Source organism: Xylophilus sp. PBN-3R (genome assembly GCF_057747805.1).
The window spans coordinates 4,084,203-4,101,922 of sequence record NZ_CM173225.1; the positions used below are offsets into that span (position 1 = coordinate 4,084,203).

Here is a 17,720-nt window from a genome sequence, read left to right on the forward strand (position 1 = left end):
CCCGCCATGACCATCGCCGTCTTTTTGATCTCTCTGCTCGGTGCCATGGCGCTGGGCATTCCCATCGCGTTCTCGCTGCTGCTCTGCGGTGTGGCGCTGATGTGGCACCTGGACATGTTCGACGCCCAGATCCTGGCGCAGAACGTGATCAACGGCGCCGACAGCTTTCCCCTGCTGGCGGTGCCCTTCTTCATGCTGGCCGGCGAGGTGATGAACACCGGCGGGCTGTCCAAACGCATCGTCGACCTGGCCCTGGCCATCGTCGGCCACGTGCGCGGCGGCCTGGGTTACGTGGCCATCGTGGCGGCCTGCGTGCTGTCGGCGCTGTCGGGATCGGCCGTGGCGGATGCGGCCGCCCTGTCGGCACTGCTGATTCCGATGATGGTGGCCGCCGGCCATGACAAGGCACGTTCCGGCGGGCTGATCGCGGCGGCCGGTGTCATCGGGCCGATCATCCCGCCGTCCATCGGTTTCGTGATCTTCGGCGTCGCCGCCAACCTGTCGATCAGCAAACTCTTCCTGGCCGGCATCTTCCCCGGCATCCTCATCGCCGCATCCCTGTGGGTGACCTGGTGGTGGCTGGCGCGCAAGGAACACGTCACACCGCCGCCGCGCCGCAGCAGGAGCGAGATCTGGCTGGCTTTCCGCAAGGCCGGCTGGGCGCTGATGCTGCCGCTGATCATCCTGGTCGGCCTGCGTTTCGGTGTGTTCACGCCCACCGAAGCCGCGGTGGTGGCCGCCGTCTATTCGATCTTCGTGGCGGTCGTCATCTACCGCGAACTGAAGCTGTCGCAGCTGTACGCGGTGTTCGTCACCGCCGCCCGCACCACCGGCGTGGTGATGTTCCTGGTGGCCGCAGCGCTGGTGTCGGCCTGGCTCATCACCGTGGCCGACCTGCCCGGCAAGGTGGTGGCGCTGCTGCAGCCCTTCATCGGCAGCCCGATGCTGCTGATGGTGATGATCATGCTGCTGGTGATCGTCGTCGGCACCGCGATGGACATGACACCGACCATCCTGATCCTGACCCCCGTGCTGATGCCGGTGGTGAAGGCAGCGGGCATCGATCCGATCTACTTCGGCGTGCTCTTCATCATCAACAACTCCATCGGCCTGGTGACACCACCGGTCGGCACGGTGCTGAACGTGGTGGCCGGCGTGGCGCGCATCAAAATGGACGACGTGATCCGGGGCGTGTGGCCCTTCATGGCGGCTGAATTCCTGATGATGTTCCTGATGGTCGTCTTCCCCTGGCTGGTCACCGGCCCCGCCAAATTCCTCTACGGCTGATATGACCCGAACAACCTCATCCGTCGTCGAATCCCTGCTCGCAGAACTCGGTCCCCTGGCCGTGCTGCACGGCGACGGCATCCCCGAGCGCAACCGCAACGACTACAGCGGCTTGCTGCCCACCACCCCGTTGGCCGTGGTGCGGCCGGCGGACACCGCGGGCGTAGCGGCCGCGCTGCGCATCTGCCACCAGCATGGCGTTGCCGTCGTTCCGCAGGGGGGCCTGACCGGCCTGTGCGGCGGCGCACGTGCTGGCCAGGCCGAGGTGGCGCTGTCGCTGGAAAGGCTGACCGGCGTGCTCGAAGTGGATGCCGCATCGGCCACCATGACGGTGCTGGCCGGCACCCCCCTGCAGACGGTGCAGGAAGCCGCCACGGCCGCCGGCTTCTTCTGCCCGCTGGACCTGGGCGCGCGGGGCTCCTGCAGCATCGGCGGCAACCTGGCGACCAACGCCGGCGGCAACCGGGTCATCCGCTACGGCATGGCACGCGAGATGGTGCTGGGGCTGGAGGCGGTGCTGCCCGACGGCACGGTGGTGACCAGCCTCAACAAGATGATCAAGAACAACGCGGGTTTCGACCTGAAGCACCTGTTCATCGGCAGCGAGGGCGCGCTGGGCATCATCACCCGGGCGGTGCTGAAACTGTGGCCAAAACCGGCGTCCACCATGGTCGCCATCTGCGCGGTGCACGACTTTTCGAATGTGCTGACCCTGCTGCAGTCGGCCCGCCAGAACCTGGGCCCGCTGCTGTCGGCCTTCGAGGTGATGTGGCCCGAATACTGGGACTTCGCCACCACCCAGGCGGCCGGCGTGCGTTCGCCCTTCGCCGGCGACGACACCCGCCACGGCGCCTACGTGCTGATCGAGGCGCTGGGCACCGACGCCGAACTCGACGCACCGCGTTTCGAGACCTGGCTGGGCGAACTGCTGGAACAGGGCACCATTCCCAACGCGGTGGTGGCGCAGTCGGTGGCCGACAACCAGGCCTTCTGGGCCATCCGTGATGCGACCGGCGAGCTGTACGGTTTCTTCCCGCGCCACATGGCCTTCGACGTCGGCCTGCCCATCGCCGCCATGGACGACTATGTGCAGCAGTGCCGCACCGCCCTGCACCAGGCTTTCGACAACCCGGTCACCCTGTTCTACGGCCACATCGGCGACGGCAACCTGCACATCATCGTGTTCCAGCGTGGTGCGGAAGACCAACCGAAGGAGCAGGTCGAAGCCATCGTCTACGGACTGGTGCGCGACTTCGGCGGTACCGTATCGGCCGAGCACGGCATCGGCACCCTCAAACGCAAGTGGCTTGGCCACGCGCGTTCGCCCGAACAGGTGGCGCTGATGCATACCCTCAAGCAGGCTTTGGATCCCAGGGGTTTGATGAACCCCGGGAAAGTCATTTGAACCAAGATCACTTTCGGAAAGACCTCCCATGAAACTGCTGCGTTACGGCCCGCTGGGCCAGGAGAAACCCGGCCTGCTCGATGCATCGGGCACCCTGCGCGACCTGTCGGCCCATGTGGCCGACATCCACGGCGCCACGCTCGATGCGGCCACCCTGGACCGCCTGAAAAAGCTCGACACGTCCACGCTGCCCGGGGTCGAGGGCTCGCCCCGCATCGGCGCCTGCGTCGGCAACATCGGCAAGTTCGTCTGCATCGGCCTGAACTACGCCGACCACGCCGCCGAGTCGAACATGCCGGTGCCGGCCGAGCCCGTCATCTTCAACAAGTGGACCTCGGCCATCTGCGGCCCCAACGACGATGTGAAGATCCCGCGCGGATCGGAAAAGACCGACTGGGAGGTCGAGCTGGGTGTGGTGATCGGCACCGCCGCGAGTTATGTGGAGGAAGCCGACGCCATGAAACACGTGGCCGGCTACTGCGTCATAAACGACGTTTCCGAGCGCAACTACCAGTTGGAGCGCGGCGGCACCTGGGACAAGGGCAAGGGCTGCGACACCTTCGGCCCGACCGGCCCCTGGCTGGTCACCGCCGACGAGATCGCCAACCCGCACGACCTCGACATGTGGCTGGAAGTCGACGGCCACCGCTACCAGAACGGCAGCACCCGCACGATGGTTTTCCAGGTGCCACAGCTCATCGCCTACCTCAGCCGTTTCATGACCCTGATGCCCGGCGACGTGATCTCCACCGGCACGCCGCCGGGTGTGGGCATGGGTGTCAAACCCGACGCCGTCTACCTGCGTCCCGGCCAGGTGATGCGGCTCGGCATCGCCGGCCTGGGTGAACAGACACAACGCACCGTCGCGGCATAAAAAGCCGCTGGAGGAGACAGACATGAGACTGAAGAACAAGACCGTCGTCGTCACCGCTGCCGGGCAAGGCATCGGCCGCGCCACCGTGCTCGCCCTGGCCGCCGAGGGCGCGCAGGTGTGGGCGACCGACATCAGCGCCGATGCCCTCGAATCGCTGAACGGTGTGGCGGGCGTGCAGACCCGTTTGCTGAACGTGCTCGACCGCCCTGCCATCGACGCCTTCTTCGGTGGGCTGGACAAACTGGACGTGCTGTTCAACTGCGCCGGGGTCGTGCACTCCGGCACGGTGATGGAAGCCACCGATGCCGACTGGGACCTGGCCATGAGCCTGAACGTGCGTTCGCAGTTCTGGGCCATCCAGGCCGCCATGCCGAAGCTGCTCGAATCGAACGCGGCCAGCATCATCAACATGGCCAGCGTCGCAAGCAGCCTGAAGGGCCTGCCGGGCCGTTTCGTCTATGGCACCAGCAAGGCGGCGGTCATCGGGCTGACCAAGGCGGTGGCCGCGGACTTCGTGCAGAAGCGGGTGCGCTGCAACTGCATCTCGCCGGGCACGGTGGACACGCCTTCGCTGAAGACCCGCATCGACGCCTATGAAGACCCGGCGAAGGCACGCGAAGCCTTCATCGCACGCCAGCCCCTGGGCCGTCTGGCGACGGCCGAAGAGATCGCGCCGCTGGTGGTTTTCCTGGCCAGCGACGAATCGTCGTTTGTCACCGGGCAGAACTACGCGGTGGATGGCGGCATCACGATCTAGGTGGATATGCGCTTATGAGCAAGCAGGATTGATCAAGGTTTTTATGTAAGTTATCGATCACTTACAATGCGCGGTTTTGCCGATAAAGGGCTCCGCGCCATGAACCGCAACTGCTACCGCGTCCTCTTCAACCGTGCCCGCGGTCTGTTTGTGGTCTGCCAGGAGAACGCCCGGTCTTCAGGCGGTTCGCCGTCTCCTGCCGCTTCAGCGGTGCGATTTGCCGCAGTCTCGGTCATCGCCACGGCCTGCGCCCTGCTCTGTGTCGATCTGGCCCACGGGCAGATCGTCGCGGACCCCTCGGCCCCCGGCCGCCAGCGGCCCACCGTGCTGGCCGCACCCAACGGCGTGCCGGTGGTCGACATCCAGACGCCGTCCGCAGCCGGTGTCAGCCACAACACCTACCGCCAGTTCGACGTCAACTCTTCTGGCGCCATCCTCAACAACAGCCGGGGCAACGTGCAGACCCAGCTGGGCGGCTGGGTGCAGGGCAATCCGTGGCTGGCGCAGGGCGGTGCCCGGGTCATCCTCAACGAGGTCAATTCCAGCAACCCGAGCCTGCTGCGCGGCGCGGTCGAGGTGGCCGGGCCACGGGCCGAAGTCATCATCGCGAACCCGTCGGGCATCACGGTGGATGGCGGCAGTTTCATCAACGCCAGCCGGGTCACGCTGACCACCGGTAGCCCGGTGATGAACGGCGGCAACCTGGAGTCCTACCGGGTGCAGCGGGGCAATGTGCTGTTCGAAGGTCGGGGGCTGGACGCCGGTGCCACCGACTACACCGCGATCCTGGCGCGGGCGGTGCAGGTCAATGCGGGCATCTGGGCCAAGGACTTGAAGGTGGTGGCGGGGGCGCATGAGGCGTCCGCCGATGGCAGCGTCGCAAAGCCCATCGCGGGCAACGGCCCGGCACCCGGTTTCCTGCTCGACGTCGCAGCGCTGGGCGGCATGTATGCCGGCCACATCTTCCTGGTCGGCACCGAGGCCGGGCTGGGAGTTCGAAACGCCGGCAGCATCGCCTCGACCGGCACGCTGACGCTGACGGCAGATGGCAAGCTGGTCAACAGCGGCAGCCTGCTGGCGCAGACCGAGCTGAGCCTGCAGGCCGGTGCCATCGACAACCGGGGTTCGGTAGAGGCGGGAGGCAGCGCTCGACTGGTCAGCCACGCCGGCGATATCACCAACGCCGGCGGCACGGTCACCGCCCGTCGGCTGGAGCTGCAGTCCGCAGCCGACATCGACAACCGCGGCGGCACGCTGCGGCAGACCGGAGCCGGGGTTTTGCAAGTGACGGCGGCAGCGCTGGACAACTCGGCCGGCGGCACGGTGGGCAACCGGCCGGTGGTCGAGTCCGGTGGCGGGACCACCCACCCGACGAACCCCACCAGCCCGCCGGTCGATCCCGTCCCGCCGACCACCACGACACCCACTACACCCACACCACCTACGACGACCACGACGCCCAGCGCCCCGGACCTCACTCCGGGAACCATCCATGCCCAGGGCCTGCTGCGCAACACCGAAGGCCAGATCACCAGCAATGCCGGCATCACGCTGGCGGCGGGCCGCATCGACAACAGCGCCGGTTTTGTCGCCGTCGACCGCGTCACAGGCCCGGTCGTTCTATCCAACGCCGGTGGTGAACTCCGGGTGGCGGGCGACCTGTCGCTGACCGGCGCCGTGCTGGACAACCGCGCCGGCAAGCTGCTGTCAAGCGGCGCGTTGTCGGGCTCGGTCGGCCGCGCGGACAACACCGGTGGTGTGGTTCAGGCGACCGCGCTGAAGCTCGACGCGGACGGCGACATCGACAACAGCGCCGGCACCCTGCGCGCCACCGCAGCGACCGGGGCGGGTGTAGACATCCGCTCGGGTGGCGCGCTGCTCAACGGCGCCGGGCAGATCGAATCCGCTTCCCATGCGCAGCTGGCCGCAGGCGGAATCGAAGGCGATGCCGGCCGTATCGTCGCGCTCGGCAAGCTAGACATCCGAACGGCAGGCGACATGCTGGCCCGCCAGTCGACCTGGACGGCGGGTGAAACCCTGAACGCCTCGGCCGGCGGCACGCTGGACCTTCGTGGTGCCGCAGTCGATGCCACCCAGGCCCTGCGCATCGACGCGCAGGCGCTGGACAACCGGGGCGGCCGCATCGTGGGCGGTTCCGACGTGGCCGTCGCCACCACCGCCGGCCTGTTCAACGATGGCGGTCTGGTCCATGCCGCGAGCGACCTTGAAGTCGGCGCCGGTGGAGCCTTGTCCAACCGTTCCGGCTCCCTGGAATCCGCCGGCAAGACCACAACCGTGGCGATCCGCGCCGCCGACTTGGACAACGGCGGCGGCCGCATCGTCAATGCCGGCACCGGCGCCACCAGCATCGCAGCGACCGGCGCACTGAACCTCGGCGCATCGGGCACCACTGGCACGACCAGGACCTTGCTCGGCGGCAACGGCAGCGTCGACATCAGCGCCGGCTCGCTGCAGGTCGCGGCCGATTCGACCATCGCCGCCAGCGGCGCCATGTCGCTCGCCATCGATGGCGCCGCCGTCAACGCGGGCAGCATCGCCGGGGCCGGCACCGTGCGCCTGAGCGCCGCGTCGCTGGACAACCGCGCCGGCCGCATGGAAGCCGCCGACACGCTGGTTGTCACTTCCACCGGCCCGATCAACAACCGTGCCGGCACCCTGCGAGCGGGCCACGCGCTGGCCCTGAACGCCGGCAGCGACATCGCCAACGACCGCGGCGCCATCGAAGCCGTCGCGACGGACGCCACGCTCTCGATCCGCATCGCGGCCACGCTGGACAACGGCGCCGGCCGCATCGCCAACGCCGGCTCGGTCGCTACGACGCTGTCGGCCAGCCGCATCGTCAATGCGGCAGCCGGCACCATCCTAGGCAACGGCGCACTTCAGCTGCAATCGACCACGCTGGACAACCAGGCCGGCGCGACTATCGGCGCTGGCTCACTGGTGCTGGACGTCAGCGACACGGCCACCAACCGCGGCACCATCGCCAGCAACGGTGCGCTGGCCTTGGTGCGAACCGCAGCCACGCTGGACAACCGCGCCGGCCGCATCACGGCAGCCGGCGCCGTCGACCTGCAGCTGCAGCGCCTGCTTAACGACGGCGGCGGCATCGCCACCACCCAGGGTTCTGGCGCGCTGCTGGCGCTCGACGCGGGCCAGTTGACCAACACCGGCGGCACCCTGTCGTCCGGCGGCGAACTGCGCATCAGGTCGGGCAGCGATTTCACCAACGCCGGCCTGCTGCATGCCGGCGGCGACCTGGGCCTGAACGTGGTCGGCGCCCTGGTCAACACGGGCACGCTGGAAGCCGCCGGAACGCTGCGCACCGATTCGACCTCGCTGACCAACCGAAGCGGCGCGGTCATCCAGGCCGGCAAGGTCGACCTGAACACGCCCGGCGCTCTGGTCAACGCCGGCGAGATCAGCGGCAGCACCGTCGTTGCCCACGCCGACAGCATCGCCAACACGGGCGGCATCACCGGTGGCGACGTCGACCTGAACGCCCGCAGCATCACCAATACCGGCAGCACCGCCCTCGTCGGCGCCCTTCGCAAACTGACGCTCAACGCCACCGAGAGCCTCACCAACAGCGACGGCGCCACCGTCTACAGCGCGGGCGATATCGGCATCCAGACCGCGGCCCTGGTCAACCGCTCGGCCACCATCGAAGCCGGCAAGGACATCGCCATCACCGCGACCAGCGTGCGCAACGAACGCCCTTTGCTGGAAATGGCCCAGACAGTCGCGCTGACCGAGAACCACACCCTCACCATGCCCGGCTGGTGGCACAACAACGCCCAGCACGCCAGCAACTACGCGGGCTCGGTCAACGGCACCAGCTTCAACGCCAACCAGGTCTATTACTTCGACCCGGCCGACATCCTGGAGAACGGCAGTTTCGTCACGCCCGACGGCCAGGTCATCGGCCGGGCAGTGGTGCGCACCCATGCCGACGACACCAGCTACTTCAGCGCCTCGGCGGGTTTCGGGGTCGCCTACGGCCACCGCGAACGCATCGCGCTGACCGACACCACGCGTGTCATCTACTACACCAGCCGCACCGACGACGTGGCCAACCCCGACCAGGTCGCCGGTGCCGCCGCGACCTCGCAGTGGCCCAACCAGGCCGGCATCGTGTCGTGGGACACCCCCGTGCCGGTCGACGCCGCCTACGGCCGGTGCAGCACCCGCTGCGTGGTGCTGACCCAGCCCTGGCAATACACCGACCCCAACACGACCATCATCCAGACCAGCCAGCGGATCCTCGGCCCCAGCACGGCGCTCTATGAACTGAAGCGCGACGTCACCACCACGACCATCGACGACACCATCCGCCTGGGCGCGGCCGCCCGCATCGCAGCGGGCGGCAACATCGGCATCGCCTATGCCGACAGCATGACCAACCGTTTCGGTGACGTCGTCGCAGGCGGCACGCTGGCCATCACCCGCAGCCGCCCCGGCGCCACCGCTGTCGACAACGAGGGTGTCACCCTGTACCGCCGCTACCAGTTCGGCGGCACGTCCACGCTGGCCAACGGCAGCGTGCTGCCCTGGAACCAGCCGGACATCTCGCAGGTGATCGGCACCGCACGCGGCCTGCTGTCGGGCGCCCAGGGCGTGACCATCTCCGGCCAGACGGTGCGCAACACCGATTTCTCTGCGGGCAGCGCGGCCAACATCGTCGATGCGGTGCGGCTCACTTCGGGTGGCCAACCGGCCCCGGCCGCAGCCACCTCGAGCGCTGCGGCCGCCGCCCAGGTCGGCAGCACCCAGGCGGCGACCGGCGGTTTCATCAACGGCCCGGGCGCGCTGTACAACGCCCGGCCGCAGCCCGATGTGCCGTATCTCTACGAGACGCGGCCGGCGTTTGCCGACTACCGCAGCTGGCTCTCGAGCGACTATCTGCTGAAGGCACTGGGCATCGATCCCGCGTCTACGCAGAAGCGCCTGGGCGACGGTTTCTACGAACAGCAACTGGTCATCCAGCAGATCGAGAAACTTACCGGCCGGCGTTACCTGAGCGGACAGGCGAGCGACCTGGAGCAGTACCGTGCGCTGCTCGAATCCGGCGTCACCTACGCCCGGCAATACGGCCTGGTGCCGGGCATCAGCCTGTCGGCCGCGCAGATGGCCGCTCTGACCAGCGACATCGTCTGGCTGCAGAGCGAGAGCGTCACCTTGCCGGACGGCAGCACGCAGCAGGTGCTGGTTCCCCACGTCTATCTGGCGCGGTTGGGCGAAGGGGTGCTGGCGGCCAACGGCGCGCTCATCACCGGCAATGCGCTGAGCATCGATGCCGGCAGCATCGTCAACCGGGGTGGCGTCATCGGCGGCGCGGGTACCCGCAAGGCGGTGCTGGTGGCGAGCGCGGATGTGCTGAACCAGGGCGGGCTGATCTCGGCGGGCGACCTCGATATCCAGGCCGGCGGGGACATCAAGAACGAGAGCCTGGCGGTCAAGAAGATCTGGAACGGCGAAGGCACCACCCAGAGCGCGACCAGCGCGTCGAACCTGGCCCGCATCGTGGGCGGAGAGAAGCTCAAGCTCGATGCCACGCGGGACGTGGTGGATACCGGCGGACAGATCCGTTCGGGAGGCGACGCCACGATCACGGCCGGCCGGGATGTGAGCTTCGAAACCCTTCAGATCGGCAACACCGAAACCCTTGGTGTCGCCAGCGCTACCGTCAGCCGCAGCAGCCAACAGAACCAGGGCAGCACAGTCACGGCGGGCGGCAAGCTCGACGTGGATGCTGGCCGAGACATCGCGCTGACCGCCACGCAGGCCCAGGCTGGCGGAGATGCAGAACTCACCGCAGGGCGCAACGTCTCGATTGGCGCGGCCGACAGCACCACCAGCCTGGACCGCCGCAGCGACAACAGCGCCGCACCAGGCTTCCTGCAAAAACGCGACACCAGCACCAGCCACGGCAGCAGCATCCGTGCGGGCGGCGACCTCGGCATCAAGGCCGGCACCGGCAAACCGGGCGACATCAAAGGCAAGCCGGGCGACATCACCGTCACCGGCAGCACGCTGGACGCCAAGGGCGCGGCCGTGCTCGTCGCCAGCCGCGACGTGAACATCGTCGAGGCCCGCGACACCACCAGCAGCCGTGACGAGAACCGCTCCAGCAGCAGCGGTTTTCTATCGAGTACCAGCCGTCATACCGAAAGCACCAGCTCGACCGACACCACGGCCAGCAGCAGCGTGGGCGGGCGCAACGTCACCATCAGTGCCGGCAACGACGCCAATGTGCGCGGCAGCAACGTGGTCGCCGACCAGGCCACCAGCATCGTCGCCGGGCACGACATCAACATCACTGCCGCGCACGACACGCAGACCTCCGCCGGCCTGGACGAGAAGATCAAGTCGGGCCTGATGGGCTCAGGCGGCATCGGCTTCACCGTCGGCAGCCGGGCGCAGACCAGCGACCGGACCAACACTACCAGGACGGTTACCGGCAGCACCATCGGCAGCATCGGCGGCGACGTCACCCTGGTCGCCGGCAACCGCTACACCCAGACCGGCAGCGACGTCGCCGCACCCGCTGGCGACATCACCATCCAGGCCCGGGACGTGCGCATCACCGAGGCCCGCGAGACCATCACCACGACGAACACAGAGACCTTCAGGCAGTCCGGCATCAGCCTGGCCGTCAGCTCGGCAGCGCTGGCCGCGGCGCAAAGCACGGCCAGCACCGTCAAGGCCGTCGGCAATACGGGCGACGGGCGCATGCAGGCCTTGGGCGCGGCCAGCGCGGCGATGAATGCGGCATCGGCCGTCAAGGCGGCCGAGGCCCTGTTGAAGGACCCCAAGTCAGCGGTCAACCTCTCCATCAGCCTCGGCCAGACCAGCAGCAGCAGCACGTCCACCCAGACCGGCGACACCGCGCGCGCCAGCACGCTCGGCGCGGGGCGCGACATCCGTATCGTCGCTGCGGGCGCGGGCCAGGATTCCGACATCCTGATCCGAGGCGGACAGGTCAGGGGCGGCCGTGATGTCGTGCTCGATGCAGAGGGCGACGTGCTGCTGCGCGCGGCCAAAAACACCCAGGAGCAGCATGGCACCAGCCAGAGCAACAGCGGATCGATAGGCGTCAGTCTCGGCGCGCAGACCGGCGTCACGCTCAGCGCCAGCGCCGCCCGGGGCAACGCCGACGGCAGCGATGTGAGCCAAACGAACACCCATGTCGAGGGTGGACAGACCGTCACTGTCAAGAGTGGCGGCAACACCACCTTGCAGGGCGCCGTCATCAAGGGCCGACAGGTCGTCACCGACACCAGAGGCGATCTGCTGATCGAAAGTTTGCAGGACACCAGCACCTTCGACAGCAAGAACAAGAGCGCCAGCGCCAGCCTGACCATCGGCCCGACCGGGCCCACCGCCGGATCGGCCAGCTTCGGCAAGAGCCAGGTGAACGCGGACTACGCCAGCGTGGTCGAGCAGAGCGGCATCCAGGCCGGTGATGACGGATTCCAGGCGGCGACCCGGGGCAAAACCAGCCTGATCGGTGGCGTGATCGCCAGCACGCAGAAGGCGGTCGATTCCGGGAATAACTCGTTTGCGACCGGCAGCCTGACCCAGAGCGACATCAACAACAGGGACGACTTCAAGGCCAGTGGCTTCAGCATCGGCGGGGGCTACACGGCAGCCGGCACCGGCAAGCCCAGCGACGGCAGCAAGGCCGACGGGGTGACCGGCCAGGGCGGGGTTCCCAACACCACTGGCGGGATGAACACGCCGGCGGTGGGCTTCGGAAGTGCCAGCGGGCACCAGAGCAGCACGACCAGCAGCGGCATCAGCGGCGTTGCGGGAAACAAGGAGGTTCGAACCGGCGACAGCAGCAACGGCTTGGCCAAGACCTTCGATGCAGGCAAGGTGACCAAGGAGGTCGCGGCGCAGGTGCAGATCACCAGCACCTTCAACCAGCAGGCGGCCAGCGCCATCGGGGACTACGCCGACAAGCAGCGCATCGCCGCCATAGCACTGCGCACCCAGGCCGACCAGGAACCCGACCCGGTCAAACAGGCCCAACTGCGGGAGAGCGCCCAGACCCTGGAAAACAACTGGGGCCCGAACGGCACGCTGAGGATCGCCGCGCAGGGTGTCGTGGGTGGGCTCAGCGGCGGGTTGTCGGGTGCGCTGGGGGCAGTATCAGGCGCGGTCGCGGCACCGGCCATTGCCGACGCTCTGGCTTCCGCCCATATCGAGGGTCCGCTGGCATCGGCCATCACGGTGGCGGCCTCTGCGGCGGTCGGAGGATTGGTAGGCGGCCCGGTAGGTGCTTCGACCTCGGTCAACGAGGTGGTCAACAACTACCTGCAGCACAGCACCAACTGGCGCAGCAGCCAGTGGGGCTCCTTCAAGGAAGAACTGGCGCGCTGCCAGGCGACGAGCGGCTGCAACGTCGACGGTGTGTACCAGCGCTGGACAGCTATCGGCAACGACCAGCAGAAGGCGGCGATGTCCAGCATGGACGCCATGCTGGGGGCGGACCCGAGTGCGGCGGCCGAGGCGGGGAAGAGCTTCGGGGCGGCGGCGGCGGCGATGGCGGTCAGTCCTGCGGATGTCTGCCCGCCCGGGGATGCGCGGTGTGCCGGGTTTGTGGGTCAGCAGAACAACCAGGCCGCGGCAATCCTGCGGACCGGGTTGGTGGTGGCTTATGCGAATGATCTGGTGGAGGGTGGGGGTCGGGGGGCGACAACGCCAGCGGGCGCGGTGGACGGCAAGACGGCGAGGGACGGAGGGGCAAATGGCGGAGCTGGGAGCGCTAGTACAGTGGCTGGGCCTGTCACGCATCGACCAATACCTGATTTACTGGCAGAAGCTAACACTCCAATAAACGATGCTGGGCTTTCCCAAGCCGCCCGCGCCTGGGATAAACACGCTGGTCGTTCAGGCGGGACTTTTGAGCCACTATCTGGAACAACGACTGAAAAGAACGCTGCCGCCAGCAACTGGATTAGTGATGTTTTGAATAATCCTCAAACGACAATAAAGCAGTTGCCGCGAGGTGGAGTTAGTTATAGATTACCCAATGGGCAAGGCGTGGTGTTTGAACCAGGCGGCAAGGTCAACCTACTTGATCCAACGAGACCAAAATGATAGTTAAAGAAAATTTTGAAATCGTCTTTCGTGACCGCTTTGATTGCGAATGCTTGCTTGCGCAAGTGCTATTCAAAGATATTGTGATTTGTGAAATCAACAAAAAAAATGGAAATGAAAATTTGGAGGTAGAACTCCTCTGTAACGACCTGCTGTACAACGGTCTGAGCATTAAGTTTCCTTTAAATGACTTCCTTGAGGTGTTGCGAGTGGCGAAGGCTGAGTTGATAGAGCTGTGACCGGTCAGCCAAGCGCGTCTCGCGCAGAGCTGAGAAGACAGGGCGGTTAGGGCACCGAGCCCGCCCCCCCTGGCAGGGACTGCTCATCAGCATCGCCGATACGGGCGCAGCGCAGACCGCCTTCGCCATCGGCGATCTGAACCTGCACGTCGACACCGGCAAAATCGCCCACGCCATGGCCGGCTGCTAAGCCCGCGCGCTGGGCGCGGTGATCGGCCAGATCAGCGGCGGGTTGTCGGGTGCGCTTGGAGCGATCTCAGGTGCATTTGCGGCATCGGCCATCACGGTGGCGGCCTCTGCGGCGGTCGGAGGATTGGTAGGTGGCCCGGTAGGAGCATCGACCTCGGTCAACGAGGTGGTCAACAACTACCTGCAGCACAGCACCAACTGGCGCAGCAGCCAGTGGGGCTCCTTCAAGGAAGAACTGGCGCGCTGCCAGGCGACGAGCGGCTGCAACGTCGACGGTGTGTACCAGCGCTGGACAGCTATCGGCAACGACCAGCAGAAGGCGGCGATGTCCAGCATGGACGCCATGCTGGGGGCGGACCCGAGTGCGGCGGCCGAGGCGGGGAAGAGCTTCGGGGCTGCTGCGGCGGCGATGGCGGTCAGTCCTGCGGATGTCTGCCCGCCCGGGGATGCCCGGTGTGCCGGGTTCGTGGGGCAGCAGAACAACCAGGCGGCGGCTATTCTGCGGACCGGGTTGGTGGTGGCTTATGCGAATGATCTGGTGGAGGGTGGGGGTCGGCCTAAAGCCGGCGTAAAGAACACCAATGCAGATGAGCAAAAAAACGGGAAAAATGGCGGATCTGTATCGGGTGAGCTGGCCGGGACTCGCACAGCGATACCGCCATTGTCAGACGCGGCAACGACGCGGTCGTTAATTCGAGAAAATGAGAGTGCTGATCTATTGGTAAGAAATGGATATAAAGTTGAGCAAAATCCAAAAGTCTCTGGATCCACAAATCCTGATTATCGAGTCAATGGCGAGATTTTTGACAACTATGCACCTTCCACAAGCAATGCGCGTAACGCAGCATCTGAAATCAAGGTTAAAGTTGACAGAAGGCAAGCAGACAATGTCGTAGTCAATCTGGCTGATAGTTCGATTACGCCTGACGCCCTGCGGACTCAGCTAGCCAATTACCCAATTCCTGGTCTTAAACAAGTCATCATCATTGACAAGGCGGGGAATCCAATCGTCATTAAATTTGAAAATAAATAACATGGCAATTGATTTAGTCTGCTATTCGTCGCTATCCGCCGAAGAAGTAACGAAAACTCTTAACTTGGTTGCAGCCCAGCATCCTGGAATGTTTACGGAACGATTTCTTATTTCCAAGGTAAAAGACTTAAAAAACCCTCAAAACTACTATGACTCCGTCGAGGTTGAAATAGCACTTGAACACGGCCTTAATGCAAATTGCTCATTTTCTATTGGTCTTAATGAAAAAAGTTTCGCAGATTTATATTCGGTAATCGAAATGATTGTGAGAAATGCGCTCGGTGATAGAAATGTGATTATGTTGATTGACGGCGAAGTGCGGCAATAATATTAACTGCCGACAGGAAAATCTGGCCGCCAGCTATCGCACAAAAAAAGCGAACTGCGACATATAGCACTACGCCCAAGCCGATTAGAAACCCAGTAGACCCGACTCGTGAAAGCGCCCAGACCCTGGAAAACAACTGGGGCCCGAACGGCACGCTGAGGATCGCGCGCAGGGTGTCGTGGGTGGGCTCAGCGGCGGGTTGTCGGGTGCGCTTGGAGCGATCTCAAGTGCATTTGCGGCATCGGCCATCACGGTGGCGGCCTCTGCGGCGGTCGGAGGATTGGTAGGCGGCCCGGTAGGTGCTTCGACCTCGGTCAACGAGGTCGTCAACAACTACCTCCAGCACAGCACCAACTGGCGCAGCAGCCAGTGGGGCTCCTTCAAGGAAGAACTGGCGCGCTGCCAGGCGACAAGCGGCTGCAACGTCGACGGTGTGTACCAGCGCTGGACAGCTATCGGCAACGACCAGCAGAAGGCGGCGATGTCCAGCATGGACGCCATGCTGGGGGCGGACCCGAGTGCGGCGGCCGAGGCGGGGAGGAGCTTCGGGGCTGCTGCGGCGGCGATGTCGGTCAGCCCTGCGAATGTCTGTGCGGCCGGCCATGCGTGATGTGCCGGGTTCGTGGGGCGGCAGAACAACCAGGCCGCGGCAATCCTGCAGACCGGGTTGGTGGTGGCTTATGCGAATGATCTGGTGGAGGGTGGCACTAGAAAACCCACAGTGGCGACCTCGGAAAATCCAAAGAAAACAATTGATGAAAGCCCAGGCGGCAACCGGATAACTGATGGTGAGCCCCGTACGTCCGGTGGCGTAGCAAACCCAGCAACAGCTGCAAAACGGCGGACGATCTCGCAGCACGAATGTCCAAGCCTATGGTTATAAATACGAAGCTCGCTGGCCTAATGGACGATCTATACCGCGATGGAGCCAAGGTGGGCACTGGAAGTACCGCGGAGCGCTATTGCAGCATGATTTGCGCGATGTTGGACGCGGGCGGCGCGCCACGACACCTCGTGCGGCAATCCTCAGCGTGCGGTTAGGATCCCAGTTGTTTTCCGGCGTCTGTGCACTCTCCCACAGTGGGCCTGTTTGGCGGGCCCGGTTCCTGGTTGGCGTTTTCATCTCTCTCCATAGCCTACTCAGGAATCTTAATTCCGGCCAAACCGGCCAACGTGAATATGTAGGAGGTGTCCGGTGTGCAGGGTTTGTGGACGCTCTCCAACGCGCTGCAGCTCGATAGCAACATCTGCCGCGAGGACGCTCTGGTGAAAAAACTCGGTCGAGACGTCGAATAGGGGTCGATCACAACAATGTCACCAACCCCAAGGCCGACTGGATTACTTCGTCAGGAACGTATAAATTTCTGTGAACTCCGCGAAGAATGCGCCCAGAGAATCTTTTGTTTCACCCACGGAAACGGTTTGTTTGACGGCAAGATTTCCACCGACACTCGCCGGCAAGAACACAGCTGGATTGGCCGGACTCCGCAAGGAGAAGAATTTGACGTCGTAACGCGAACCGTCTTTTTGGGGTGTCAGTAGCTCGACCGCGAAACGGCTTTGGCAAGACACGCCGTCTACAGCCACCCATTCGGTAGCATTCACACCATCAATGGCATATTGGGTGTTCCATTGATCTGCATTGATCGCGGTGGGTTTCGAAGGATCGCAGCTGACCGAGAACATCGGCTTCGCCAAGGGCGCGAGCAAGGTCAGATTTATGATTTTGCTGAATGCACCCGAAGTGGCCGTGATGCTCACGGAGCCGGCCGCGACCCCTCTGAAATTGCCTGTGGCATCGACTGTTGCTACAGCGGTGTTCGACGAAGTCCACACAACCGGCGTAGCTGGTTCCCTTGATCCGTCGGTTTTGATGTTGGCTGCGGTTAATTTTGTGGCGGTGCGTGAACTGATGGTTTGTTTATCGTTCAAGCCGCCAATCACCAATGAGGTTTGCAGAGGTGCCGACACGGTGATGTTCAAGGTGCCCGAGACCTTGCTGAAAAAGTCGGTCGCCGTTACCGTTACCACGCCGGGACGGCTCGTACGTAATGTACCGATTGAAGCGCTTGTGAATTCAGCAATGGAGGATGGCGATGCACTCCAGTTGATGCTCGTCAACGTCGGGCCGCTATTGCTGCCGAAGCTTTTTATCTCGACGGTGGAGTTGTCTGAATAATGCGCAATGGCGCGAAGGTCGGTGGACTCCCCGGCGGCGATGGTGGGCTTGTCGTTCTTGATTTCGATGCTCGTGACCTTTGCGGGGCCGGACGTCGTGGCGTCACTGCCAAATACGTCACCGCCGCCACCGCCGCCGCATGCGGCTAATAGTCCGACTGCTGTTACGCACAACCCGAACAACCCGATTTTTCTGCTCAAAATTTTCATTACCGTTCCAAAGTAGACAAATGTCTTTTTGGAGCATATCGGTCGCCAGGCGCATCGGCAGAGAAAGAGATTAAACAGAACAACTTCGACAGCGAGA

10 protein-coding genes are annotated in these 17,720 nt (G+C 64.7%); 9 read left to right on the forward strand and 1 reads right to left on the reverse strand.

Annotated elements, in window-relative coordinates; translation table 11 throughout:
- Positions 1-6: 6 nt before the first annotated feature.
- From AC3ANW_RS19500 to AC3ANW_RS19540, 9 genes are all read left to right on the forward strand, one after another.
- Positions 7-1,287 carry a TRAP transporter large permease subunit gene (locus tag AC3ANW_RS19500; protein WP_488342489.1) on the forward strand — a complete coding sequence of 427 codons (1,281 nt, stop codon included), beginning with the start codon at positions 7-9 and terminating at the stop codon, positions 1,285-1,287.
- A 1-nt stretch (position 1,288) separates the two neighbouring features.
- On the forward strand, positions 1,289-2,692 hold the full coding sequence (locus AC3ANW_RS19505; RefSeq protein WP_488342490.1) for an FAD-binding oxidoreductase: 1,404 nt from the start codon (positions 1,289-1,291) through the stop codon (positions 2,690-2,692).
- 28 nt (positions 2,693-2,720) lie between these two features.
- Complete coding sequence (locus AC3ANW_RS19510) at positions 2,721-3,566, forward strand: ureidoglycolate lyase (RefSeq protein ID WP_488342491.1); 846 nt, start codon at positions 2,721-2,723, stop codon at positions 3,564-3,566.
- A 22-nt stretch (positions 3,567-3,588) separates the two neighbouring features.
- A complete protein-coding gene (locus AC3ANW_RS19515; protein ID WP_488342492.1) occupies positions 3,589-4,323 on the forward strand; it encodes an SDR family oxidoreductase in 735 nt (244 codons plus the stop codon).
- A gap of 99 nt (positions 4,324-4,422) precedes the next feature.
- On the forward strand, positions 4,423-13,446 hold the full coding sequence (locus tag AC3ANW_RS19520; protein WP_488342493.1) for a hemagglutinin repeat-containing protein: 9,024 nt from the start codon (positions 4,423-4,425) through the stop codon (positions 13,444-13,446).
- Positions 13,443-13,685, forward strand: a complete 243-nt coding sequence (locus tag AC3ANW_RS19525) for a hypothetical protein (protein ID WP_488342494.1) — start codon at positions 13,443-13,445, stop codon at positions 13,683-13,685. Before AC3ANW_RS19520 ends, AC3ANW_RS19525 begins: the two co-directional genes overlap by 4 nt.
- Positions 13,686-13,893: 208 nt before the next feature.
- Positions 13,894-14,907: a CdiA C-terminal domain-containing protein gene (locus AC3ANW_RS19530; protein ID WP_488342495.1), complete on the forward strand. Its 1,014-nt coding sequence runs from the start codon at positions 13,894-13,896 to the stop codon at positions 14,905-14,907.
- Between the two features lies 1 nt (position 14,908).
- Positions 14,909-15,235 (forward strand): hypothetical protein, encoded by a 327-nt coding sequence (locus tag AC3ANW_RS19535; RefSeq protein ID WP_488342496.1) that lies wholly within the window; start codon positions 14,909-14,911, stop codon positions 15,233-15,235.
- Between the two features lie 253 nt (positions 15,236-15,488).
- Positions 15,489-15,845, forward strand: a complete 357-nt coding sequence (locus AC3ANW_RS19540; protein WP_488342497.1) for a hypothetical protein — start codon at positions 15,489-15,491, stop codon at positions 15,843-15,845.
- A gap of 728 nt (positions 15,846-16,573) precedes the next feature.
- On the opposite strand, the gene AC3ANW_RS19545 is transcribed toward AC3ANW_RS19540, so the two are convergent.
- The gene (locus AC3ANW_RS19545) at positions 16,574-17,623 is read right to left on the reverse strand and encodes an Ig-like domain-containing protein (RefSeq protein WP_488342498.1); all 1,050 of its coding nucleotides are present in this window, start codon (positions 17,621-17,623) and stop codon (positions 16,574-16,576) included.
- Between the last annotated feature and the right edge of the window lie 97 nt (positions 17,624-17,720).